Source organism: Pseudomonas gingeri (assembly GCF_013386165.1).
Taxonomy (GTDB): domain Bacteria; phylum Pseudomonadota; class Gammaproteobacteria; order Pseudomonadales; family Pseudomonadaceae; genus Aquipseudomonas; species Aquipseudomonas gingeri_C.
This window is the reverse complement of record NZ_JACAOS010000015.1, coordinates 679,084-701,395: the sequence shown is the minus strand read 5'-3', so window position 1 is coordinate 701,395 and position 22,312 is coordinate 679,084. Positions and strand designations below refer to the sequence as shown.

General features: G+C 61.9%; 22 protein-coding genes. 12 read left to right on the top strand and 10 right to left on the bottom strand.

Annotated elements, in window-relative coordinates:
- Window positions 1-45: 45 nt before the first annotated feature.
- The 4 genes from HX866_RS15850 (at window position 46) to HX866_RS15835 (ending at window position 4,373) form a co-directional block, all read left to right on the top strand.
- Complete coding sequence (locus HX866_RS15850; RefSeq protein ID WP_177140084.1) at window positions 46-1,173, top strand: merozoite surface protein 3b; 1,128 nt, start codon at window positions 46-48, stop codon at window positions 1,171-1,173.
- A 1-nt stretch (window position 1,174) separates the two neighbouring features.
- Window positions 1,175-2,413 (top strand): DUF6384 family protein, encoded by a 1,239-nt coding sequence (locus HX866_RS34800; protein ID WP_177124926.1) that lies wholly within the window; start codon window positions 1,175-1,177, stop codon window positions 2,411-2,413.
- Entirely contained in the window at window positions 2,413-3,789 is a 1,377-nt protein-coding gene (locus tag HX866_RS15840; RefSeq protein ID WP_177140083.1) for a hypothetical protein, read from the top strand. Before HX866_RS34800 ends, HX866_RS15840 begins: the two co-directional genes overlap by 1 nt.
- Window positions 3,790-3,980: 191 nt before the next feature.
- A complete protein-coding gene (locus HX866_RS15835) occupies window positions 3,981-4,373 on the top strand; it encodes a transcriptional regulator (protein WP_177140082.1) in 393 nt (130 codons plus the stop codon).
- A 29-nt stretch (window positions 4,374-4,402) separates the two neighbouring features.
- Here HX866_RS15835 and HX866_RS15830 read toward each other — a convergent pair whose 3' ends face one another.
- Together HX866_RS15830 and HX866_RS15825 are read right to left on the bottom strand one after the other, a co-directional pair.
- The gene (locus HX866_RS15830) at window positions 4,403-5,272 is read right to left on the bottom strand and encodes a DUF6279 family lipoprotein (protein ID WP_177140081.1); all 870 of its coding nucleotides are present in this window, start codon (window positions 5,270-5,272) and stop codon (window positions 4,403-4,405) included.
- 205 nt (window positions 5,273-5,477) lie between these two features.
- Window positions 5,478-5,666 (bottom strand): hypothetical protein, encoded by a 189-nt coding sequence (locus HX866_RS15825; RefSeq protein ID WP_176987101.1) that lies wholly within the window; start codon window positions 5,664-5,666, stop codon window positions 5,478-5,480.
- A gap of 347 nt (window positions 5,667-6,013) precedes the next feature.
- Between HX866_RS15825 and HX866_RS15820 the strand changes: the two genes are divergently transcribed.
- Entirely contained in the window at window positions 6,014-6,850 is an 837-nt protein-coding gene (locus HX866_RS15820) for a CvfB family protein (RefSeq protein WP_177092646.1), read from the top strand.
- Between the two features lie 53 nt (window positions 6,851-6,903).
- On the opposite strand, the gene HX866_RS15815 is transcribed toward HX866_RS15820, so the two are convergent.
- Window positions 6,904-8,076 (bottom strand): MFS transporter, encoded by a 1,173-nt coding sequence (locus HX866_RS15815; RefSeq protein WP_177140080.1) that lies wholly within the window; start codon window positions 8,074-8,076, stop codon window positions 6,904-6,906.
- Between the two features lie 103 nt (window positions 8,077-8,179).
- On the opposite strand from HX866_RS15815, the gene ptrR reads away from it, so the two are divergent.
- Window positions 8,180-9,082, top strand: coding sequence for a putrescine utilization regulator PtrR (gene ptrR / locus HX866_RS15810; protein WP_177092644.1), 903 nt, complete (start codon window positions 8,180-8,182; stop codon window positions 9,080-9,082).
- 126 nt (window positions 9,083-9,208) lie between these two features.
- On the top strand, window positions 9,209-9,334 hold the full coding sequence (locus tag HX866_RS34375) for a PA1414 family protein (protein ID WP_017903325.1): 126 nt from the start codon (window positions 9,209-9,211) through the stop codon (window positions 9,332-9,334).
- Between the two features lie 57 nt (window positions 9,335-9,391).
- Here the strand turns inward: HX866_RS34375 and HX866_RS15805 are convergent, their stop codons facing one another.
- The 6 genes from HX866_RS15805 to speB form a co-directional block, all read right to left on the bottom strand.
- Entirely contained in the window at window positions 9,392-9,643 is a 252-nt protein-coding gene (locus HX866_RS15805; RefSeq protein ID WP_177124929.1) for an acyl carrier protein, read from the bottom strand.
- Complete coding sequence (locus HX866_RS15800; RefSeq protein ID WP_177092642.1) at window positions 9,640-9,945, bottom strand: acyl carrier protein; 306 nt, start codon at window positions 9,943-9,945, stop codon at window positions 9,640-9,642. Before HX866_RS15800 ends, HX866_RS15805 begins: the two co-directional genes overlap by 4 nt.
- Window positions 9,946-10,203: 258 nt before the next feature.
- On the bottom strand, window positions 10,204-11,583 hold the full coding sequence (locus HX866_RS15795; RefSeq protein ID WP_177124930.1) for a sodium:solute symporter: 1,380 nt from the start codon (window positions 11,581-11,583) through the stop codon (window positions 10,204-10,206).
- A gap of 164 nt (window positions 11,584-11,747) precedes the next feature.
- On the bottom strand, window positions 11,748-13,256 hold the full coding sequence (locus HX866_RS15790) for a purine-cytosine permease family protein (RefSeq protein WP_177124931.1): 1,509 nt from the start codon (window positions 13,254-13,256) through the stop codon (window positions 11,748-11,750).
- 54 nt (window positions 13,257-13,310) lie between these two features.
- Window positions 13,311-13,721 (bottom strand): YybH family protein, encoded by a 411-nt coding sequence (locus HX866_RS15785; protein WP_177092639.1) that lies wholly within the window; start codon window positions 13,719-13,721, stop codon window positions 13,311-13,313.
- 9 nt (window positions 13,722-13,730) lie between these two features.
- Window positions 13,731-14,681 (bottom strand): agmatinase, encoded by a 951-nt coding sequence (gene speB, locus HX866_RS15780; RefSeq protein ID WP_177092638.1) that lies wholly within the window; start codon window positions 14,679-14,681, stop codon window positions 13,731-13,733.
- Between the two features lie 166 nt (window positions 14,682-14,847).
- Between speB and HX866_RS15775 the strand changes: the two genes are divergently transcribed.
- The gene (locus HX866_RS15775; protein ID WP_040065200.1) at window positions 14,848-15,741 is read left to right on the top strand and encodes a LysR family transcriptional regulator; all 894 of its coding nucleotides are present in this window, start codon (window positions 14,848-14,850) and stop codon (window positions 15,739-15,741) included.
- 14 nt (window positions 15,742-15,755) lie between these two features.
- Window positions 15,756-16,379, top strand: a complete 624-nt coding sequence (locus tag HX866_RS15770; protein WP_177124932.1) for a tRNA-uridine aminocarboxypropyltransferase — start codon at window positions 15,756-15,758, stop codon at window positions 16,377-16,379.
- 19 nt (window positions 16,380-16,398) lie between these two features.
- Here the strand turns inward: HX866_RS15770 and HX866_RS15765 are convergent, their stop codons facing one another.
- Entirely contained in the window at window positions 16,399-16,986 is a 588-nt protein-coding gene (locus tag HX866_RS15765; protein WP_177092636.1) for a UPF0149 family protein, read from the bottom strand.
- Between the two features lie 252 nt (window positions 16,987-17,238).
- Here HX866_RS15765 and recQ point away from each other — a divergent pair, with 252 nt between their 5' ends.
- The 3 genes from recQ (at window position 17,239) to HX866_RS15750 (ending at window position 22,308) form a co-directional block, all read left to right on the top strand.
- The gene (gene recQ / locus HX866_RS15760) at window positions 17,239-19,368 is read left to right on the top strand and encodes a DNA helicase RecQ (RefSeq protein WP_177092635.1); all 2,130 of its coding nucleotides are present in this window, start codon (window positions 17,239-17,241) and stop codon (window positions 19,366-19,368) included.
- Between the two features lie 139 nt (window positions 19,369-19,507).
- Window positions 19,508-19,942, top strand: a complete 435-nt coding sequence (locus tag HX866_RS15755; RefSeq protein ID WP_103496492.1) for a MarR family transcriptional regulator — start codon at window positions 19,508-19,510, stop codon at window positions 19,940-19,942.
- 122 nt (window positions 19,943-20,064) lie between these two features.
- Window positions 20,065-22,308 (top strand): FimV/HubP family polar landmark protein, encoded by a 2,244-nt coding sequence (locus HX866_RS15750; protein ID WP_177140079.1) that lies wholly within the window; start codon window positions 20,065-20,067, stop codon window positions 22,306-22,308.
- The last annotated feature ends 4 nt before the right edge of the window (window positions 22,309-22,312 follow it).

The following is a 22,312-nucleotide window of genomic DNA, read 5'->3' as shown; positions in this document are numbered from 1 at the left end:
GGCAGGATGATGGAGCCCTGGAAGGCTCCATATAGGGAATAATTGATGAACTACCTCGAACGCTCCATGTCTGCTCTGCGCTCCATCGGCATCACATTCCCAGACCAGAATGCCCCGGTGCTGGCGCTGCTGGACAAGGTGTCGGTGTATGACCCCACCCGTGTCACCAATATCGCCGCCACCCTGCAACAGTCCACCGTGTTCAATGCCGCGGTCCGCGACAAGTTGCAGAGCATGGATATCAGCACCCGTTATGCCGATATCGCCGCCAGCTTCGATTCGATCCAGACCGATGCCCGGCAGATGATGGAGTGGATGGCCGACGGCAAGCTGCAATTCTCCGAGCGCATCCAGCTGGGCTGGATGAATATGCGCCGTGGCTCGATCCCGGATCGCTTTGAAGACATTCGCAAGAACTACCTGAGTGTGGCGAAATCGGCGAATGAGCAGATCCAGCTGGAAAACCTGATTCTCGAGGCTTACCAGGACTATCGCCTGGCAATGAAAACCGCCGAAGTGGATGCCTGCGAAGTGCAGAAAATCGCCCAGGCGAAGATGGATACCGGGCGCCAGTCCCTGACCGAAGCCGGGGCCGCCCTGGAGGGCGCCGAGCTTGAGGCGACCGAACGGGCCAAGCTCGAACTGGCCCGGGACGTTGCCCTGCGCGACCTGCAGGATGAGGACAAGCGCTACCAGATCATCACCGACATCGCCGACCAGTTGAAGACCGCCTACAACGCGGCCGAGCTGGTGTTCGCCCGCCTGAGCCAGTACCACAGCGTGAAAGAGCGCCTGTACCAGCGTGCCGTGAGCTTTTTCGCCACCAACGAAATCGTCCTGACTGGCCTCGCGGCGGGCTTTACCTCGTCCGGCGGGCTGGCCGAGGTGACCAACACCCTGAATGCGATGAACGAGGGGATCAACTCCAGCCTGGAAATCCAGGCCAAGGTCGGCGGCGACCAGCTGAATGCGGCGCTCAAGGCGGGTTACGGCTCGACCCTGAAAGCCAGTTCGGTCAAGGCCCTGGCTGACGCCGTGGTGGACTTCCAGGCCAGTAGCCTGAGTCTGATTCAGGAGTTGCGCAAGGAGTCCTCCGCGGCGGCGATGGAAATCGAGTCGATCACCGAGGACAGCAAGCGCCGCTTCAGCGCGCTCCTGCAAAAGGGGATCTGAAGTGAGCAACGTTGTCTCCCTCAGCGAGCAGATGGGGGCCATGGCGCTGATCGACGAAATGCGTTTCAGCCAGGCCGAACTGCAGAAACAACTGGACCTTCCCAAGCATCGCCTGCGGGTGGCCGAGCAGATCCGCGAGTTTTACCGGGCCAAGGGGATCGAAGTCGAGGATGCCCTGGTCGAGGAGGGGGTGCGCAACTTCTTTGCCAACCGCCTGACGTATCAGGCGCCTTCGGCACCGGTCGGCCCGTTGAGCCGATGGCTGGCCCGGGCCTATATCACCCGGGGGCGCTGGCTGGTGCCTGCCATCGGGATCCTGGGGGTGGGACTCTGGTTGGTGCTGATGGGTCCGTCTTTTGGTGAGGCGTCGATCAGAGCCGCCCAGAATAAAGTAGATGAGACTCGGGAACTGGTGGCAAGCCATGCCGGGCAGCGTGAGCAGCTGGAAAAACAGGTCGCGATGCTCAAGGCTGACGCGCTGGTCACGAATTTGCCCGCTGCCCGGCAGGTCTTTGAACAGACCGGGCCGGTGCTGGAGGCCGCGCGTGGAGCAGAGCAGATCACGCTGCCGGTGCAGGTCACGCAGCAGAGCTACAAAGAGGACGCCAAGCAGGCCAACGCGGCGCTCAAGAGCCTGAAGAAAGACAGCGCCGACATGAAGGCGCTGACGGCTCAACTGGATGCGCTGAATGCGCAAACGAGCGCGATCAGGCCCTGGCTGGCGAAACTGCAGGATGCACAGGAGCAGGTGCGCAAGATGGGCTTGAGCAAGGCGGATGCCGAGCAGTTCCAGCCGTTGCTTGCCAAGGTCGACCAGGCCGTCAAGGGCATGGATGCCACGGCTGCCGAGCAAGGATTGCAGGCGGTCGAGCAACTGCGGGCGATAGCGGCCACGCCCTTGACCCTGGAAGTGGTCAGCCGGACCGGCGAGAAGTCGATGGTTGAGCGCAACTTTGATCCGACGGGAGGCAAGAGTTGGTACCTGTTGACCGAAGCGCTCGACGCCTCGGGCAATGTGGTCCCGCTGCCGATTACCAGTGTCGAGACCGGGGAGCGGCGTTATGCCTCGATTTTTGGCGTGCGGGTCAATCAGGCCACCTATCAGGCGGTCAAGAACGACAAGCTGGCGGATGGCCTCGTCGATGATCGGCTGATGGGGAAAAAGGCGGCCAACTCGCTGTCCTTTGCATTCGTCAAAGGGCCGGTCAAAAGCAAACCTGATTACATCCTGGAGTGGTAATGAACGCGAGTCGCATAGAAGCCACGATCCGTGACAACTCCCGGAACCAGGAGGCGCTGCTGCGCCAACTGCAACTCGAGTTGTCCGCTGCGCACGACCAGGAGTTGCGTCTGCAGCAGGGGATCAGCAACGCCTTTCCGCATATCGCCAATTATCAGTTGTCCGGCGGTGCGCCGCTTTCCGTCGAGGTCCAGCGCCTGCTCGACCAGCGCGGGCAGGCCGAAGCTGCTCTGCGCCAGGACCTGGCGGCGGTGGAAGCGGATATTGCCGGGCAGTTGCAGACGATTGCCGACTTGGCCGAGGAGTCTTCGAGCCTGGCTGCCGGTCTCGATCAGCAAGTCGAGCAGGATCCCCGGTACCAGCAACAGATGGCCCTGGTCAGCGAGGCTGACGAGCAGTCCTACAAGGAACTGCGGGATGAGTGTCGGCTCAAGCTCCTGGCATTCCAGGGCGATGGGCTTTACGTCTACCTTCGTGACCGCGGATTCGGGACGCAGGGTTACGCTGACAAGCTTGTCTGGCGCGGGCTGGACCGTTGGATTGCGCGACTGTGCAATTTCACCCAGAACAGCGCCGCCGAGCGCACCTTGCTGGCGATGCAGCGAGCCAATGAGGCGGTTGGCAAGGAGCGTCAGGCAAATCGGGCGGCCCAGGAGGCCGAACGTGCGCGACTGCATCAAAGTGCCTTGTCCAACAGCGATGTGCCGGCCTTGCAAGAGCGCCAGCGGCAAGCGCAGTCGGCGCTGGAAGCGAGCAAGGCACAGGCCAATCTGATCCATCAGCGCCTGGAGCCCTACGCCAGCAAGCGTGACGAGGATTTCGTCAAGGCGTCCGAGCTGTTGTCCCTGCAACTGGCCGAGATGAATGACCTGACCTTGGCGAGCCTGGCCGGGCAGACCCAGGGCGGGCAGGATGACGAGCTGGTGCGCCGGGTGCGTGATCTGCGGGCGGAACTGGAAGTGTTGCTGCTGCGCGTGCCGTCTCTGGAGCGGCAGTACCTGGAGGCCAAGAATAACTATGAGCGGGCCAAGCAGCTGGAGCGTGCGTTGCAGTCAGAGGGGCTGGTCAGTTCCAGCTACGACTACCGGAATGTGGATATTGAGGCGTTGCTCATTGGGTTCATGCAGGGTGCGATCGCGCTCTCCCAAGTGGTGAATGAGGTGGCGAACCGTCGTCAGTTCATCGTGGTTGCCCCCACCCAGCATAGCAGTGCCCGCCCGAGCAGCAGTCGAAGCAGTAGCTCGCGCAGCAGTTCAGGCAGCTTCTTTGGCAGCGGTTCGTCGGGTGGTTCCAGTTCCAGTTCCAGCTCCGGTAGCTCGTCCAGCTCGTCCGGATCCGGGAGTTGCGGCGGCTTTTCCACCAGCGACAGTCTCTAGATCGGGCGGTCGCTAGGAGCAGGAACGGGGCAGCGCAGGCTGCCCTGTTTCGTCTAGGCTAAAACGTCAAGGTGTTGTCCGGCCTGCGTCCACTGGTCATCCCCGCCGCCACCCCGGCTGAACCGCCGTGGCCGCCACCGGTCAACCCTTATGCAAGGCCTCTCACTCGCCTACGCAAAGGGGTAATCAGTATGACGACTTACAACTGGGAACTGATCGAACGTCTGCTTCATGAAGCGCAGAACTGCGCCGGCCATAACTTCGCCCCTCGGGCCTACGCCGAGGAGCACGCCACCGCCCAGGCGGCACTGGGGCAGGCGACAGGTAGTCTCGATGATCTGAAGGCCCAGGCGGCCGACTATGAGCGGCTGTTGTTGAAGAACGGCTATATCGAGAGCCGTCCGGAGACTGAGGGCGGCAATGGCGAGAACTTTATCCTCACGCTTCGTGGCTCCAGCTTGCTGAGCCTGCTCGACAGCAGCATTCCCGGCAATGACCACCCTTTGCAGGTCCTCGACGAGCAGGCCGATGCGTTGGACCCGGCCACCTTCGACCAATTGGCCGCCAAGGCACAGATCGCCTGATTTCCCTGCCTCTGCACGACGGCCTTTGCTTAATCAGCCTGGGCCGTTTTCAGGCATTTGAGTTGCGCGAAGTCATGCCGCATTTCCTCGATCTTCTTCAGTAGGCGCGCCTGTTGGTCGGCGTTGCTCTCGGCCATCAGCGCCACCAGCAGATTGCGGCTGGCCTGCTCCGCTCGCTGGTGGGCCTGACGGTATTCGGCGGTCCACAGGCTGTCCTGATCTTGCAGCAACTGTTCGATCCGTTGCGGGAAGTCCGCGCGCTGGCGCTGTTCGACTGCCTCGCTCAATTGCAGTTGCCAATTCATCCGGTTGGCCACCCATAGGCGGTTCTGTTCGCCCAGGCTGGTGGACCAGGCGGTGATGCGTTGCTGCTGGCTCAGGCTCAGCGGCCCGAGCCAACCCTTGAGGCGCTTGCTCATGCGCTCGGCGCGCTCGCGGATCTGTTCGTCGAGGGGTGGGACCACGTATTCGGCCCGATGCTCACGCTGGTCCTTGGCAAAGGCCTGGTTCATCTCGGCCACCTGTTGATCGCTCAGGCCCCGTAGCAGTTCGACCGCCGAGGGGGTAATGGCACGCGTCACCTGGGCAATGGCCTGGCGGGCCTCGGCGGTGCGGGCCTGCACGGCGGCATCGGTGACCTGTCCGGTTTCGATCATCTGCTGCACACGTTCGAGCCAGTCGAGGTAGTCGGGCAATTGCGTGGTGCAATGCCAGTGCAGGTGCTCCTTGAGGCGTTCGCGGAACCAGTCTTTCTGCCCACGGTTCATGTCGACGTAGTCGCCGAGAGTCCAGGGGATGATCACATCGAGGTTGCGGTAGGCCAGGCCTGCCCGGGAGCAGGCGCCGAGTACCAGGCTCAGAAGCAGCAACGAGAAGAAGGCGCTCAGCCGGTGCGACATGGAGGGACCCTGTTGAGGACATTTCTCCATGGAACGCTTATGTGGCCAGTGGTTCAACCTTTCAATGGTTTCCAGCGATGACCGCAGCGGCTGGTACGGGCGCACAGTGGCTTGCGCGCGGAGCGGTCTATGGGGCGGGGGGGCGCTTCAGCCCTGCGCCTTGGGGTTCAAAGCGCAGAGTGGCTTGGGTGTTGCGAGGAGGGAATTACTTCTTGCCGAGGGTGATCTGTTTCGACGGGCCGAAAGTCTGGCCGCTGACGCCTTTGGCAATTTGCTGGATCTCGCCGCCGGATTTCAGGAAAGCTGCAATTTGCTCGTTGATCGAATCGCTGGTTTCAACGGCTGGAGCGGGCTTTGCTTTGCTGTTGGATGCTTTTACGCGCATGGCGGCCATTAACCTGTGTAGATATTAACTGGATCGATCATTCTACCTGAAAGGCTTGACAATTGCTTGATAAATATCCAGTACACAGGTAGGGAGGTATTCGTAATGGCTTCACGCGGACCTGGTTATTGTTGGCTAAGCTACTGTTTTGACTCGTAACCATGCCTCGATATTTTCCACGAAAAGGCAGGATTTCAAGGGCGAACACCGTCGCTGGTCTGACGAACGGGTATGTTTTTGTCGGCAAGCCCTTGAAAATCAAGCCTTGCAGCGGGCTTTTCAGCCGGCGGCACGTGCTGTGAAACAGTACCGCCAAACTCGGGTAGAATGCCAGCCACGCAATGAGGGTATTGGAAATGGCTTTAGTCGGGCGTTATAACAGCTTGCAAGTGGTTAAACACACTAATTTCGGTTTGTATCTGGACGGTGGCGCGGACGGCGAGATTCTTCTGCCCAACCGTTATATCCCCAAGGATATTCCCAGTGAAGATGAAGACTGGCTCAATGTTTTCGTTTATCTGGACAGTGCTGACAAGTTGATTGCCACCACGGAAAAACCCAAAGTTCAGGTCGGTGAGTTCGCCAGTCTCAAAGTCAAGGAAGTTAACAGTATTGGTGTATTCCTCGATTGGGGATTGTCCAAGGATCTGCTGTTGCCGTATTCCGAAGAGAAGCGTCAGTTGACCGCCGGTGACTATTGCGTGGTGCATGTCTACCTCGACAAGCATACCCGTCGCATCACTGCCACCGCGCGCCTGGATCGTTACCTGGACAAGACGCCGGCCAGCTACGCCCTCGGCCAGGAAGTCGACCTGCTGGTGGCCGAAGCGACCGACATGGGCTTCAAGGCGATCATCAACAACAAGCATTGGGGCCTGATTCACAAGAACGAAGTGTTCAAGTTCCTGCGTGCCGGCAAAGAGGAAAAAGGCTTTATCAAGGAGATCCGTGCCGACGGCAAGATCAGCCTGAGCCTGCAACCCGTGGGCGAGGAAGCCTCCGGCAGCCTGAACACCAAGATCCTTGCCAAGTTGCGTGAAAACAACGGTGTGCTGGCGGTCAGCGACAAGAGCGATCCGACCGTGATCAGTGGTTTGTTCGGGGTCAGCAAGGGCAACTTCAAGAAGGCCATTGGTGCGCTCTACAAGCAAGGGCAGATCGTCATCCATGCCGATCGCATCGAGTTGAGCTGAGCCTTGGCGCCGAGGCAGGACGGCGTCGCTGTCCTGCCTGTCAGCGTTGTTGATCAGCGTTGAACCTGGGCCGTCCGCGGGACCGAGGCCATCCCGGGTTTCAGCAACACCAACCCGGCCAACACCAGGCCACTGCCCGCCACGATCAAGGCCGGTTGCAGGCCACCGCTGAAGTGACTGCTCAGCGCCGCGAGCAATGGTCCGCAGAGTTGGCCGATGGCGAAGCAGGCGGTCAACAGCCCGGCATTACGATGGGTTGCGTGGGGCGCCAGTTCCCGCGAACGCTGCATGACCAGCTGCATGCAGGCCAGGAACGGCGTACCGCAGAGAATCACCCCCAGTACCAGCCCCGGACCGCTCGACAACAGGCAGGCGAAAACCCCTGCGGCCTGTAGCCAGAGCGTCGCCATCAACCAGCGACGGGTGTTGTCGGGCGTGGCGCGACGCAGGCTCACCATTACCACGCCAAGGGCCGCGACCAGGCCGAAGCCGGGCCAGAACAAATCGGCCTGCCATTGACCGTGGAAGCGCGCGTTGGCCATCTGCGAGAGAAAGGTCGCCGGGATGATGTAGCCCAGGCCATAAAGGGCATAGATCAGACCCAGATGACCGATGGGCTGCTGATCGCTGTCCTTGGCCACGGAAGTCGCTGCGGCGGCGGCCGTGGCATTCGGCAGCGGCAGGAAGGGCAGGATCAGCAGCAACATCAGCAGGCCGACGCCGGCGTACACCAACCACAGGGTCGACGAGTTCTGTCCCAGCAGGTTCGAGCCCAGCGCCAGCAGGCCGGTGAGTACGATGCCCAGGCCGGGGCCGGCAAACACCCAGGCACCCAGGCGCGGGCGGCCGGCGGCGTGGGCCAGCGGCAGGCTCAGGCTGGTGATCATGACCACGACCCAGGCACTCGCGACCCCGAGGCCGAAGCGCAGCAGCCAATGTGACCAGAATCCATGGGCCCAGAACGACGCCAGGGTGAGCAGCACGCATAACCACAGGCCGGCCAGCAGGCGCAGGCGGATGTGGTGCGCGCGCCGGGCAAATATGGCATCTACTGCGCCCAGCAGGTAGCCCAGGTAATTGGCGGCGGCGATCAGGCCGCCGGCGGTCAGGTCGATCTGGCCTTCGCTGATCAGGTGCGGCAGTTGCGGGGTCAGGGAAAAACGGCCCACCCCCATGGCCAGCATCAAGGCGATGAAACACGCGGTTAAACGAATCAGCGGTGACATGGTGTCATTTCCTGGCAGAGGACGATGACCGTCAGGCTAGGATCGATTGACTTTCTTTAAAAATGAATAATAGTGAGTAACTTGTTCAGTTTTGGAGACGATCATGGAGTTCAGCCAATTACGGATCTTCCAGGCCGTGGCCGAGGAGGCCTCGATCACCCGCGCCGCCGAACGTCTGCACCGGGTGCCGTCGAACCTGTCCACGCGGATAAAGCAGCTTGAGGAGCAACTCGGCGTCGAGCTGTTCCTGCGTGAGCGCCAGCGCCTGCAACTGTCTCCGGCCGGCAAGGTCCTGCTCGATTACTCGAACCGGCTGTTCGCGCTGCATGACGAGGCCCAGGCCGCTGTGCGCGGCGGGCAACCGGCGGGGGACTTCGTACTGGGCACCATGTACAGCACCGCAGCGATTTACTTGCCGTCGATGCTGGCGCGTTATCACCGCACTTATCCCGAGGTGAACCTGCAGGTGCAGTCCGCGCCCAGCGGCGAATTGCTCGAAGGTCTGGTTGCTGGGCGCCTGGATGCGGCCCTGGTGGATGGCCCGCTGCAACTGGCCGGGCTCGACGGCATCGCGTTTTGCGATGAAACCCTGGTGCTGATTTGTCCGGCCGATCACCCGCCGGTGCGCAGTGCCCTTGAGGTGCAGGGGCAGCCGGTGTTCACCTTTCGTCGCGGCTGTGCCTACCGCCTGCGCCTGGAGGCCTGGTTCGGTCACTATCATGCGACCATGGGCCGGGCCATCGAGATCGAGTCCTACCCCGGGATGCTCGCCTGTGTCACCGCCGGCTCCGGCGTGGCGTTGATGTCCGAGTCGATGCTGGCCAGCCTGCCAGGGCGTGAAAGCGTGTCGGTGCATCGGCTGGTGGAGCCTTTTGCCAGCGCCACCACCTGGCTGATGTGGCGCAAGGGCATGGTCGGTGCCAACCTGGCGGCCTGGATCGAGCTGCAGAAAAGTGCTTTGCCAGCGGTGCAGAGCAGCGCCGAAGGGCTCCGCGCGTCGGCTTGAAGCGTTTTGCCATGATTTAAATCAAAGATCCTGCTGCAAGGGACAGCATTGCGTAGGACTTAGGGCTATGATCTGTGTGAAGCGGCTACAGAACTCCGTCGCTCGCATTACCCTGAAGGGGGCTATATGAAAGACAAACTGCAAACCTGGCTCCATGACCTCGGTGTTGCCCTTGGCCTGATCGAACCGCCACTGCAACCGGTACCTATTCGTACCGACGATGATCGCCGTCGCCGCCAGCCGCGTCGGTAAGAGCCTACGGGCGAGCAGCACGATTCTGCGTCGTTCGTAGGACCGTGCTGACGAGGGTCAGTGCCTGGCGATTTTCTGCAGGAAACGACTCAAGTCGTTGACTGTGACCGCTTCCTTGAGCAAGCGGTCTTCTTCTTCGGTGAATGCCGTCAGCTCAAATTCATCTTCCAGACGGAACATCAGGTCCTCGATGTCCTGTTTATCCAATCCGAGTGCCTGCAAGGTCTGATTGTCCTCGAACTGTGGATGGTCCTCGAGCCGTTGGCTGATGAAGTGATGCACCCTCTTGCGAATATCGACTCTGCTCATGCGTCCGGGCTCCTTTGTTGCCTTTGCGGTAAGGGCGGGGGGACTGTGCCGAGCAGCGTGAACTCGCTGGGGCGGGTTTTCTCGTAGATAAACCGACTGAGATCGCCAAGGGTGGTGATGCCCCTCAGGTCACGGTTCAGATCCAGTCGCACATCGAACAGGCATTCGAGGTTATGGAACAATTCGATGAGGTCGAGAGAGTAGGCATCTTCCGTTGCCTTGGAGGGATCCTGCAGCCATTTCAGTGATAGCTGCTCCTCAATGGAATGGCAGATCTGCTGATGAATTTCGAGCCTGTTCATAAACGCCTCGCGGAAAGATTCTTATTGTTTGGCCCTTTCCTCGGGCATTGCGATAGTGGTCAAACTTCGACACCAGCGATCCTTGTGCCTTCCGGTTAATCAAAAAGGCAGTCGCTATAGGCCAGTACAGCACAAGTTTTGCGCGGGACTTGACCGTTCATCCCTCTGGACGCTTACAGGGCGGTCAATGGGGGGAGGCGGCAGGCAAAAAAAACGGGTGCGACAACCGACGTCGCACCCGTTGAAGTAACCGCGGTATCAGATGGCGCTGGCGACACTGGCCGGGCGTGGGGACAGCAGGCTGACCACGACGAAGCTGATCAGACCGATGGCCAGGCTGTAGTAGATCGGGGTATTGGCGTCCAGGCCGTCCTTGATCATGAACACCAGGGCGGTGATAAAGCCCAGGGCCATGCTGGTAATGGCGCCGCTGGTGGTGGCGCGTTTCCAGAAGATCGCGCCGATCAGCGGAATCAACATGCCGCCCACCAGCAGGTTATAGGCCAGGGTCAGGGCGCTGATCACGTCGCTGACCACCAGGGCAATCCCCAGTACGACGATCCCGGTCAGGCAGGTGAACAGGCGGTTGATCCCCAGGCTCGACTGCTTGCCGCCGCGCAGTTTCGGCAGCAGGTCTTCGGTCAGCACTGTGGAGGCGGCGAGCAGGCCGGCGCTGGCGGTGGACATCATGGCCGCCAGGGCCGCGGCGATCACCAGGCCACGAATACCATCGGGCAGCGACTGTTTGACGATGGCGGCGAAGGCGTTGTTGACGTTGGCCAGGTCCGGAATCAGCACATGGGCGGCCATGCCGATCAGGGCACAGGCCAGGCCGTAGGCGATGCAGTAAACCCCGGCGACGCTGCCGGCATACTTGGCGACTTTCTCATCCTTGGCGGTGAATACCCGTTGCCAGATGTCCTGGCCAATCAGGATGCCGAAGAAGTAGATCAGGAAGTAGGTGATGATGGTGTCCCAACCGATGGTGGTGAAGCTGAAGCTGCTCGCCGGCAGCTTGCTCACCAGTTGATCCCAGCCGCCGACGCGGTAGAGGCAGATCGGCAACAGGATGAACATCAGGCCCACGGTCTTGATGATGAACTGGACGATATCGGTCAGGGTCAGCGACCACATGCCGCCGATGGTCGAGTAGACCACCACCACGCCGCCGCCCAGCAGTACCGAGAGCCAGAACGGCAGGTTGAACAGCACTTGCAGCACGGTGCCGATGGCGAGGATCGAGGTCACGCCGATCATCAGTGCGTAGGCCAGCATGATCACTGCGCTGGCCTGGCGGGCCATGGGGTTGTAGCGCTTCTCCAGGACCTGGGTCACGGTGAAGATCTTCAGCTTCAGCAGCGGTTTGGCGAGAAACAGGTTCAGCGCGATGATGCCAAAGCCCAGGGCCGCACAGAGCCAGAACCCGGAAATCCCGTGGACATAACCCAGGCGTACGGTGCCGACCGTGGATGCGCCGCCGAGTACCGTGGCGGCCATGGTGCCCATGTACAGCGTCGGGCCCAGGTTGCGCCCGGCCACCAGGTAGTCTTCGTGGGTCTTGGCCTTGCGCATGCCGTAGTAACCGAGCACGAGCATGCCTGCGGCATAAATGAGTACAACCAATAAATCCAAAGCCATGACGGCGTGTCTCCGATTATCTTTTTTATGGTGAAGCAAAAGGGGGGCGTGGGCGCATTGGATTCTGTGGGAGCTGGCTTGCCAGCGACGGCGGCGGTGAGTTCCGTATCGCTATCGCCGGCAAGCCGGCTCCCACAATAAGCGTTCCAACACAGGCCTGGGACTCAGGCCGCCTGACGCATTCCAGGCTTCAGTGTTTTGCCATCCTGGCTGCGCGCATCCTGCGGTCCATACACCTGCGCCGTTTCCGGGAACAGACTGAGCAGGGCCAGGTACATCAGCGCCGCCAGGCCGAGGGTGATCGGCAGGCTGATGTCGATGCCATCGGCCAGGTTGCCCAGGGGGCCGACGAACTGCCCCGGCAGGTTGACGAAGCACAGGCCCACCAGCGCGCTGGGGATCCAGGCGCCCAGGCCGCGCCAGTTCCAGCCGTGGCTGAACCAGTAGCGACCGCCGGTTTCACCGCGGGTGAAGACTTGCAGGTCATCCGGGCAGTAGTAGCCGCGGCGCACCAGCAGACCGATGATCATGATCACCATCCACGGGGTGGTGCAGGTGATGATCAGCACGGCGAAGGTCGACACGCTCTGCACCAGGTTCGCCGCGAAGCGTCCGATGAAGATGAAGGCAATCGACATCACGCCGATCAGCAGGGTCGCCTTGACCCGCGAGAGCAATCGCGGGAACACGCTGGACATGTCCAGCCCGGTGCCATACAGCGAGGTGGTGCCGGTGGACATGCCGCCGATCACCGCGATCAGGCACACCGGCAGGAAGAACCAGGTCGGCGAGACGGCTAGCAGGCCACCGACGTAGTTGTTCGCGGTGATGTAGTCCGGTGCCTTGATGGCCACGATGGTCGCGGTGGCAAGGCCGAACAGAAAGGGGATCAAGGTGGCGATCTGCGCGGCAATGACCGCCAGCATGATTCGCGTTTTCGAGGTTTCCCGGGGGATATAGCGTGACCAGTCACCGAGGAACGCACCGAAGGAGATCGGGTTGCTCATGGCCACCAGCGCGGCGCCGATGAAGGCGGCCCAGAAACCGGCCTGGCCCATCGCAACGGTCCCGGCGAAATGGCTGTCGAAGGCCGGCGCAAAAGCGAAGATCCCCAGCAGGAACAGCAGGCTGGCGGCCCACACGGCGATGCGGTTGACCCACAGCATGAAGCGGAAGCCGTAGATGCACACCGTCAGTACCAGGATCGCGAACAGGCCATAGGCCAGGCCCAGGGTCAGGTCGGTTTCCGGCACGCCGATCAGGCGCTTGGCACCGCCGATCAGCGCATCCCCGGAACTCCACACCGAGAGCGAGAAGAACGCGATGGCGGTCAACAGCGACAGGAAAGATCCGACGATCCGTCCGTGCACACCGAAATGCGCCCCAGAGGAGACGGCGTTGTTGGTGCCGTTGATCGGACCGAACAGGCCCATGGGCGCCAGGATCAGCGCGCCGAGCACCACGCCCAGGACGATCGCCCAGACGCCGGCCTGGAAGGACAGGCCGAACAACACCGGGAAACTGCCGAGCACGGCGGTGGCAAAGGTATTGGCGCCGCCGAAGATCAGGCGAAACAGGTCGCTGGGTCGGGCGTCGCGTTCGTGGTCGGGGATCTGTTCGACCCCGTTGGTTTCGATGCTGCTAAGGCTTTTTTCATTGTTATTTTTATTCATGATCGCTCCGATCACTGCGGTGCCCTCGTCTTCCGCGAGGGCTACCTGCGTTGGCTAAGGGGAGGGCAGTCCTTGAGGTGTTGCTGACAAATGTTCGTGGCAGGCCAGCCATAGGCCTTGTTCCGGTTGTTTGCGAAACACAATGGTTTCGCGCTCCTGGCTAAAGAGAAGCTCCCCTTGCATGCGCAGCTCGGTGGCCACGTCATGGATGAAAATCGCCACGTTGCCCTGCAGGCTGACGAAAGCGTTGCTCGAGGTGCACGCGAGCACCTCGAAGCCATCCTCCGCACGCCAGTTGTCCCACAACGCCTGATAGGCATCGCGTGACAGCAGGGGGTGTTCGAGGGTGTAGAAAACGAAGCTGGCATCGGCGCTGAAGGCGCCGAAGTAGGCTTCGCGATCATTGGCGGCGAAGGCGGCCACCAGATCGGCGGCGGCCTTGAGTACCTGGTCACGGTCGTTCATGGGGACTCCTTAGCGGTGGGCTACGCCGGGCAGTACGCAGAGCATCTCGTACAGCAGGTTGGCGCCCAGCAGCGAGGTGTTGCCGGTGGTGTCGTAAGGGGGCGAGACTTCCACCAGGTCGCAGCCGACCAGGTCGAGGCCCTGGCAACCACGGACGATCTCGATCGCCTGGATGGTGGTCAGGCCGCCGATTTCCGGGGTGCCGGTACCGGGCGCCCAGGCCGGGTCGATACCGTCGATATCGAAGCTCAGGTAGACCGGGCCGTCGCCTACTTTTTCGCGGACTTCAGCCATCAGCGGGGCAAGGGATTTGTGCCAGCACTCTTCGGCCTGGACCACCCGGAAGCCCTGCTTGCGGCTCCAGTTGAAGTCTTCGGCGGTATAGCCCTGGGCGCGCAGGCCGATCTGTACCACGCGGTCGCAGTCCAGCAGGCCTTCTTCCACGGCGCGGCGGAAGGTGGTGCCGTGGGCGATTTTCTCGCCGAACATGTGATCGTTGACGTCGGCGTGGGCGTCGATGTGTACCAGGCCGACCTTGCCGTGCTTCTTGTGGATGGCGCGCAGGATCGGCAGGGTGATGGTGTGGTCGCCGCCCAGGGTCAGCGGGATGACCGGGTGTTCGAGGATGGCGTCGTAGGCTTCTTCGATGATGCGCACGGCGTCCAGCAGGTTGAAGGTGTTGATCGCCACGTCACCAATGTCGGCTACCGACAGCGAGTCGAAGGGTGCGGCACCGGTGGCCATGTTGTACGGGCGGATCATCACCGATTCGGCGCGGATCTCCCGCGGACCGAAACGGGTCCCGGCGCGCAGCGAGGTGCCGATGTCCAGCGGGATGCCGATGAACGCGGCGTCGAGGCCGGCGGCCGATTGCAGGTGCGGGAGGCGCATCATGGTGGCGATACCGCCGAAGCGCGGCATTTCGTTACCGCCCAGTGGTTGGTGAAGAATCTTGTCCACGGGTAAGCCTCATCATTTATTTTGGTTATCAGGGGGCGATTCTGCGAAAGGCGTCGGGCGGGAAGAATCGCTGACGGCAAATAGTTAGTTCAGATTTTTCTAAACTAATGGGAAACTGATGGGACAGAATTGTTTCCGGCAATGCAGACCTTCACCAGGAACTCCCATGGCCAACGCTTTACCCGACCTCAAACTATTGCGCATCTTCGTCAGCGTGGTCCGGCACCAGGGTTTTGCCAACGCCCAGCAGGAGCTCAACCTTTCGACCTCGGCCATCAGCACCTACATGAGCCAGCTTGAAGCGTCCTTGGGCCTGGTGTTGTGCCATCGTGGCCGTGGCGGTTTCAGCCTGACCAGCAAGGGCGAGCTGTTCCACCAGGAAACCTTGCGCCTGCTGGGTGAACTCGAAGGCTTCGAGCAATACGCCGCCGCCCTCAAGGGCGAATTGCGCGGCACCCTGAACCTGGGTGTGATCGATTCCACGGTCAGCGAGCCGGCGTTGCCCCTGGCCGAAGCCATCGGCGCCTACAGCCAGGAGCACCCGGCGGTGCACCTGCACCTGTCGGTGATGAGCCCTTACGAATTGCAACTCGGTGTGCAGGACAATCGCCTGGACCTCGCCATCGGTGCTTTTTCCACGCGCATGAGCGGGCTGGTCTACCAGCCGCTGTACCGTGAACAGCACTGGCTGTATTGCAGTAACCGGCATCCGCTGTACAACGAACGGCGCATCCCGGAGCAGGTGATTACCCAACAACGCATGGTCGGGCGCGGTTACTGGAGCCAGGCCGAACTGGCGCGCCATGGCTTCAAGCACAGTGCGGCGACCGTGGAAAGTATGGAGGCGCAACTGATCCTGGTGCTCTCCGGCGCCTATATCGGTTACCTGCCGGAACACTACGCCCAGCCCTGGGCCGACAAGGGTGACCTGCGGGTGCTGTTGCCGGCGACCTTCGGTTACCAGGCGCCGTTCTCCATGATCCTGCGTCGGGGCCGTAGTCGCGAGCCGTTGATCCAGACCTTCCGCGACCTGCTCAAAGCGCAGCTCAACCAGCCCTGATCGGTAGTTCTCCCATGTCCAGAGCCCGCTGTGAACGTTGCCTGCGTCCCGAAAGCCACTGCCTGTGCGCACTGATCCCACAATTGGACAGCCGCACCCGGGTGCTGCTGTTGCAGCACCCCAGCGAAGTCAATCATGCCTTGAACACTGCCCGGTTGGCGGCGCTGGGGTTGATCAATGCCGAGTTGCGGGTGGGTGAGGTTTTCGAGGACCTGCCGCAACTCTTGCAACAGCCCGGCTACCAGGCAAAGTTGCTCTTCCCGGCCGACGATGCGCAACCCTTGCAGGCGTATGCGGCCGCCTCGGGCGATGTGCCGCTGTTGCTGGTGGTGCCCGACGGCACCTGGCGCAAGGCGCGCAAGATGCTCTACCTCAATCCATTGCTGGCGGCCTTGCCACGGGTGACGCTGGAGGCGGGCGCGGTGTCGCGCTACCGATTGCGCAAGGCGCCGGAGCCGGGCGCCTTGTCGACGGTGGAGGCGATTGTCCAGGCGCTGGAAACCCTTGAAGCACCGGTTTCATTCGCTGCGCTGCTGAGGCCATTCGAGGCGTTGATCGAGGGGCAGATCCGGGCGATGGGGGAGGAGACTTTCCTGCGTAACCACGAAAAAAAACGCCCGGCAGTGCCGGGCGATTGAGATCAGTCGATCAGCCGACTCAGTGATGACGTGGCTTGAGGATCGCCGGCTTTTCGTCCGGGGCGTTGCACAGCAGGTACAGCGCGGTCAGGGCTTCCGGGATTTGTACGATCATGTCGTCCATCAGGTTGGCATCGGCGGCGATATCGGCGAACTCCGGTTGTTCGTCGAACAGGCCGGAACCGACCATGATCGGCAGGAGCATTTCGCTGACTTCGTCTTCGGCGGTTTCGAACCAGGCTTCCTCGCGCAGGAACACCCCTTCCATGAAACCGATGCACCAGCCGCGCAGTTCGGAGTCGTCCGGGTCATCGCCCAGGTCCAGGTCGCACGGCAGCTCGAATTCTTCATCGGCAGCCAGTTGGCGGGCGATATGGGCCTTGAGCTGGATCAGCGTGGCTTCGATCTCTTCGCGCTGGGCCGCGTCGGTGTAGTGCGGCTCCTCGGCAAACAGGGCGTCGATCCATTCCCGATCGGGGACGATTTCGGCGCAGATCGACAACGCGGTCAGGTAGCCATGGGCGGCCACATAGTCCAGCGCTTCTTCGTGCAGCTCGTCGGCGTCGAGGAAGGCTTGCAGGCGGGTGAGTTGCTCAGCGAAGGACATTGAAGGCTACCTTGGGAATAAACGATAGGCAATTCTAGGCGTTCTTGAGCCCTCAGGCCAGCAAGCACTGAATTCCCTTAACCGACCGGCACCGCCCATTGCCGTCGGACGCTCGGGTATACTGCCGCGTTTTGTGATGCGCTGCTGACCCTCAGGGTTGCTCGGGAAATGCCTGCTTACGGATTTTTTCGTGAAAACGGCCCATCTTCAGCCAGCCTTTGAACAAGCGTTTCGATGATTTTTGGAGTGGTTATGCTCGAACAGGCTCAACGCGTCCTCAAGGACATCTTCGGTTACGACAGCTTCCGTGGTCGCCAGGGTGCCATTATTGAGCGCGTGGCCAATGGCGGCGATGCCCTGGTGCTGATGCCCACCGGGGGCGGCAAGTCCCTGTGTTTCCAGGTCCCGGCATTGTTGCGCGAGGGCCTGACCGTGGTGGTCTCGCCGTTGATCGCGCTGATGGACGATCAGGTCGCGACCCTCGAAGAGCTCGGGGTGGCCGCCGCCGCGTTGAACTCGACCCTGAGCGCCGAGCAGCAGCGCGACTTGGCGGCGCGGATTCGTCGCGGCGAGGTGAAAATGCTCTACCTGGCCCCCGAGCGCCTGGTGCAGCCGCGGATGCTGTCGTTCCTGCAGAACCTCGAGATTGCCCTGTTCGCCATCGACGAAGCCCACTGCGTGTCGCAATGGGGCCACGACTTCCGTCCCGAGTACCTGCAACTCGGTCAGTTGGCCGAGCTGTTCCCCCATGTGCCACGTATCGCCCTGACCGCCACCGCCGACAAGCGGACCCGCGAAGAGATCGTCAATCGCCTGCACCTGCAGAATGCCGAGCGCTTCCTGTCGAGCTTCGACCGGCCGAATATCTTCTATCGCATCGTGCCCAAGGAGCAGCCGCGCAAACAGTTGCTGGCGTTCCTGTCGCAACGACGCGGCGATGCCGGGATTGTCTACTGCCTGTCGCGCAAGAAGGTCGATGAAGTCGCCGCGATGCTCTGCGAGCAGGGTTTTCCGGCGCTGCCGTACCACGCCGGGCTGGCCAGCGATGTGCGCGCCGCCAACCAGAAGCGCTTCCTCAACGAGGAAGGCCTGATCATGGTGGCGACCATCGCTTTCGGCATGGGCATCGACAAGTCCAACGTGCGTTTTGTTGCCCACCTCGACCTGCCCAAGTCCCTGGAAGCCTACTACCAGGAAACCGGTCGGGCCGGCCGCGACGGCCTGCCGGCGGATGCCTGGATGGCTTATGGCTTGCAGGACGTGGTGATGCTCAAGCAGATGCTGCAGAACTCCGAGGGTGACGAGCGGCACAAGCGCCTGGAGCACCACAAGCTCGATGCCATGCTGGCCCTGTGCGAAGAAACCCGCTGCCGCCGCCAGACCCTGTTGGCCTATTTCGATGAAGACATGCCGCAACCTTGCGGGCACTGCGACAACTGCGTCGATGGCGTGCAGACCTGGGACGCCACCGAACCGGCACGCCAGGCGCTGTCGGCGATTTTCCGCACCGGCCAGCGCTATGGCGTCGGGCACCTGGTGGATGTACTGCTGGGCAAGGAAAACGACAAGGTCCGCAGCTTCGGCCATCAGCACCTGACGGTGTTTGGCGTCGGCAAGGCGCTGGCCGAAGGTGAATGGCGCACGCTGTTCCGCCAACTGGTAGCCCGCGGGCTGGCCGATATCGACCTGGAAGGCTACGGCGGCCTGCGCCTGAGCGACAGCTGCCGGCCCCTGCTCAAGGGCGAAGTGAGCCTGGAGCTGCGCCGCGACCTCAAGCCGCAAACCACCGCCAAGAGCGTGTCCGCCAGCCCCGCCAGCCAACTGGTGCGTGGCGAGGAACGCGAGCAGTGGGAAGCCCTGCGCGCCCTGCGGCGCAAGCTGGCGCAGGAGCATGGCGTGCCGCCGTATGTCATTTTTCCCGACTCCACCTTGCTGGAAATGCTCCGCAGCCAGCCGACTTCCCTGGCGGAAATGGCCAAGGTCAGCGGCATCGGCGCGCGCAAGCTGGAGCGTTACGGCGAGGCGTTCCTCGAAGTTCTGGGCGGCGAGGCCGAGACCCCGAAAACCGTGGCCGATATCCGCCATGAACTGATCAGCCTGGCCCGGGCCGGCATGACCCCGTTGCAGATCGCCGGGCAGTTGCAGTGCTCGGAGAAGAATGTCTACACCTTGCTCGCCGAAGCCGTCGGTCGTCAGCAACTGTCGCTGGAACAGGCGCTGGACCTGCCGGAAGACCTGCTGGGGGAAATCCAGGATGCCTTCCTCGACGGCGAAGGCGAACTGCCCCCCGTGACCGCCATTGCCGAGTTGTTTGCCGGACGTGTGCCGGAAGGGGTTCTGTACTGCGTACGGGCCGCCTTGCAGGCCGAATTTGAAATGTGAGGTCGGTATTGTTCCCGGCCACTGTTCTATTCACGACAAGTAACGATTCAGCGCCGGGCAAGCCTTGCCTCTGCGCATCGACCATGCTTAGCTGACTAATAATTAGTTTTGTCTATTTAAGTCTAACCCTGAGTGTTTTATGCCGTTGACCGATGAACACCGTTTTGGCATGCAGTTGGCGCACATGTCGCGAGGCTGGCGTGCGGAACTGGATCGCCGTCTGGCCGGCCTGGGCTTGTCCCAGGCGCGCTGGCTGGTCTTGCTGCACCTGGCCCGTTTTACCGAAGCCCCGACCCAGCGTGAGCTGGCCCAGAGTGTCGGTGTAGAAGGGCCGACCCTGGCCCGTTTGCTCGACAGTCTGGAAACCCAGGGCCTGGTCCAGCGCCAGGCGGTGCTGGAAGACCGGCGCGCAAAGAAAATCGTCCTGAGCCCCTCGGCACGGCCCCTGATCGAACAGATCGAAACCATTGCCACGGCCTTGCGCCATGAACTGTTCGTTGGTGTCGACGATGAAGAACTGCGGATCTGCATGCGGGTCCACAGCCGGATTCTGGCCAATCTGGAAAAATCTTGAGGCATTCCTGGGCTGCCGACCTTGGAGAATCTTCCGGCGGCAGACTATAAGAGTTACTGGTTCTGTGTATTGTGTCGGTGTCCGATCCGCGCGCGGGTCGTCACGCCAGCTAAGGGATGCTCATGCTCGAGAGTTTGCAGTCCGCGTTGCGGTGCTCCATTGGAAAATCTTCCTTGAACCGGGCTCGCCTGTTGGCCGTGCTGGCCGGCGGGTTGTTGTATTCGGCCCTGGCTCCAGCCATGGGGCTGGGGGATATCACCCTGCATTCGGCGCTCAACCAGCCGCTGAACGCAGAAATCGCCTTGATCGAGCCGGGCGACCTGGCCGACGGCGAACTGTCGGTGAGCCTGGCGACACCCGAGGAGTTCGCCCGGGCAGGCGTCGAGCGGGTGTTTTTCCTCAATGACCTGCGTTTTACCCCGGTGTTGCGGGGTAACAGCAGTGTTATCCAGGTGCAGAGCAACAAGCCGGTCAGTGAACCTTTCCTGAATTTCCTGGTGCAGGTCAATCGGCCCAACGGGCGTTTGCTGCGCGAATACACCGTGCTGCTCGATCCGCCGGGCAACCTGCCAGCGGGTTACAGCCTGCCGGCCCGCAGCGCGGCCCTGGAACAACCGGCCCCGGTGGCGAATATCCCACCGCCGCCGGCCCTGCAAGGCAAACAGTACATCGTGGTCAAGGGTGACAATCCCTGGACCATTGCCAAACGACTGCGCGAAGCCGGCAGTCAGGCGTCGGTCAATGAACTGTCCCAGGGTATTCGTGCCCTCAATCCAGGCAGCGACCGCTTGCGGGTTGGCCAGAGCCTGTTGCTGCCGGACGTTGCCGTGGTTGCGGCCCCTGGCGCTTCAGCGACTTCAGCAGCACCAGTTGCTGCCGCTGGCACTACCGCTGCGGCTCTACCGAATGCGGCAGCGCCGTTGGCCGAGACCGTGCAAAGCGCCGAGGACCTGGCCAAGGCTGCCCTGGAAAACCAGCAGTTGCAGAAGACTGTCGATGATCTGCAGGTCAGGTTGAAGGCCCAGGACGAGATGATTGCCAGCGGCCAGAAACAGGCGGTCGAGCTGCAGGCGCAAGTCGCCGAGCTCAAGGCTAAAGCCGTTGCTCCTGCGCCGGCCGTGGTGGCCGCGCCGGTGGTGCAGCCGACACCGGTCGCCGAGACGTCCGATGGTCCGAACTGGCTGCTATGGGTCGCGGTGCTGTTGCTGATCGTGCTGTTGGCCGTGGCCTTTGTCCTGCGGCGCAAGCGCCAGCAGGCTGAGCAGACGCCGGAGGTCGTGCCGCCTGCGGCTCCGGTTGCGGAGCCGATGGTCAGTCGTGTGGTGACGCCGGCCCAGCCGACCAAGGCGGCAACGACCGCGCCAACCCGGATCGAGCCGGTGGTCGCTCCGGTGGCGGCTTCACGTCAGTCCAGTGAGGTGCCTGACGCCCTTGAGGGCGTGAGCATCTATATCGCTTATGGCCGCTTCAAGGAGGCGGCGGGCATTCTCCACGAGGCCATGCTCAAGGAGCCTGAGCGCACCGACTTGCGCCTGCGTTTGCTTGAAGTGCTGGCCCAGCAGGGCGACAGTGCGGCTTACGCGACAGAAGAACGCCATCTGCTGGACGCCGGGTTCAGTGAGTCAGCCCTGCAGGAACTGCGCGCCAAGTATCCGAAGTTGCAAACTGCTGTCGTTGCTCCTGTTCCTGCCTCAGCCCCGGTCGCGGTACCTCCGGTAGCGGCTTTGGCGGCGGTCGCTGCCGTGGCCGCCGCCGCCCCGGTATTGGCGGCGCACTGGAATGAGCCTGTTGAGGCAGCGACGACTGCCCCTGCGGCGGACGAACCGTTGGAAGACGAATTCCAGCTCAACCTCGATGACCTGTCCATGGATGCCGATTGGGATCTGGTCAGCCCGTTCGACAATGCGCCTCAGGCCCGCAGCAAGACTGCCGATGAACCTTCCATGCCCGTCGAGCTGGAGCCTGAGCCCGAGCCGATCTTCACCCACAGTTTCAATGAGCTGCCGGAAGTGTTCGAGATGCCGGACGAGCAGTTCCTCAGCGATTTCTCCGAGCTTGAGCCTGAGCCGCACGTTGAGCCTGTTGGCGAAGTGGAGTTGAGCCTGCCAGAGGATGGGGACTCGCTGGACGACGCATTTCTTGACGGTTTCATGAGTGATTCCGAGCCTCTGGACATCGAACCCCTGGAAGTGGATTTCGACAGCCTGGAGCGCGAGCAGGTCTCGGCCAGCAAACTTGAGCGGGCGCAAACCTGCATCAATGTCGGCGACCTGGACCATGCCAGCCAACTGCTCCACGAGCTGCTCCGGGAAGGCGATGAACCCTTGAAGCAAACGGCGCGCACCTTGCTCGCCAGTATTCGCTGATCCG

Coding starts and splice junctions, on each gene's coding strand:
- HX866_RS15850 (WP_177140084.1), top strand. CDS start 46: ATGAACTACCTCGAACGCTCCATGTCTGCTCTGCGCTCCATCGGCATC.
- HX866_RS15840 (WP_177140083.1), top strand. CDS start 2,413: ATGAACGCGAGTCGCATAGAAGCCACGATCCGTGACAACTCCCGGAAC.
- HX866_RS15835 (WP_177140082.1), top strand. CDS start 3,981: ATGACGACTTACAACTGGGAACTGATCGAACGTCTGCTTCATGAAGCG.
- HX866_RS15830 (WP_177140081.1), bottom strand. CDS start 5,272: ATGTCGCACCGGCTGAGCGCCTTCTTCTCGTTGCTGCTTCTGAGCCTG.
- HX866_RS15825 (WP_176987101.1), bottom strand. CDS start 5,666: ATGGCCGCCATGCGCGTAAAAGCATCCAACAGCAAAGCAAAGCCCGCT.
- HX866_RS15820 (WP_177092646.1), top strand. CDS start 6,014: ATGGCTTTAGTCGGGCGTTATAACAGCTTGCAAGTGGTTAAACACACT.
- HX866_RS15815 (WP_177140080.1), bottom strand. CDS start 8,076: ATGTCACCGCTGATTCGTTTAACCGCGTGTTTCATCGCCTTGATGCTG.
- ptrR (WP_177092644.1), top strand. CDS start 8,180: ATGGAGTTCAGCCAATTACGGATCTTCCAGGCCGTGGCCGAGGAGGCC.
- HX866_RS34375 (WP_017903325.1), top strand. CDS start 9,209: ATGAAAGACAAACTGCAAACCTGGCTCCATGACCTCGGTGTTGCCCTT.
- HX866_RS15805 (WP_177124929.1), bottom strand. CDS start 9,643: ATGAGCAGAGTCGATATTCGCAAGAGGGTGCATCACTTCATCAGCCAA.
- HX866_RS15800 (WP_177092642.1), bottom strand. CDS start 9,945: ATGAACAGGCTCGAAATTCATCAGCAGATCTGCCATTCCATTGAGGAG.
- HX866_RS15795 (WP_177124930.1), bottom strand. CDS start 11,583: ATGGCTTTGGATTTATTGGTTGTACTCATTTATGCCGCAGGCATGCTC.
- HX866_RS15790 (WP_177124931.1), bottom strand. CDS start 13,256: ATGAATAAAAATAACAATGAAAAAAGCCTTAGCAGCATCGAAACCAAC.
- HX866_RS15785 (WP_177092639.1), bottom strand. CDS start 13,721: ATGAACGACCGTGACCAGGTACTCAAGGCCGCCGCCGATCTGGTGGCC.
- HX866_RS15775 (WP_040065200.1), top strand. CDS start 14,848: ATGGCCAACGCTTTACCCGACCTCAAACTATTGCGCATCTTCGTCAGC.
- HX866_RS15770 (WP_177124932.1), top strand. CDS start 15,756: ATGTCCAGAGCCCGCTGTGAACGTTGCCTGCGTCCCGAAAGCCACTGC.
- HX866_RS15765 (WP_177092636.1), bottom strand. CDS start 16,986: ATGTCCTTCGCTGAGCAACTCACCCGCCTGCAAGCCTTCCTCGACGCC.
- recQ (WP_177092635.1), top strand. CDS start 17,239: ATGCTCGAACAGGCTCAACGCGTCCTCAAGGACATCTTCGGTTACGAC.
- HX866_RS15755 (WP_103496492.1), top strand. CDS start 19,508: ATGCCGTTGACCGATGAACACCGTTTTGGCATGCAGTTGGCGCACATG.
- HX866_RS15750 (WP_177140079.1), top strand. CDS start 20,065: ATGCTCGAGAGTTTGCAGTCCGCGTTGCGGTGCTCCATTGGAAAATCT.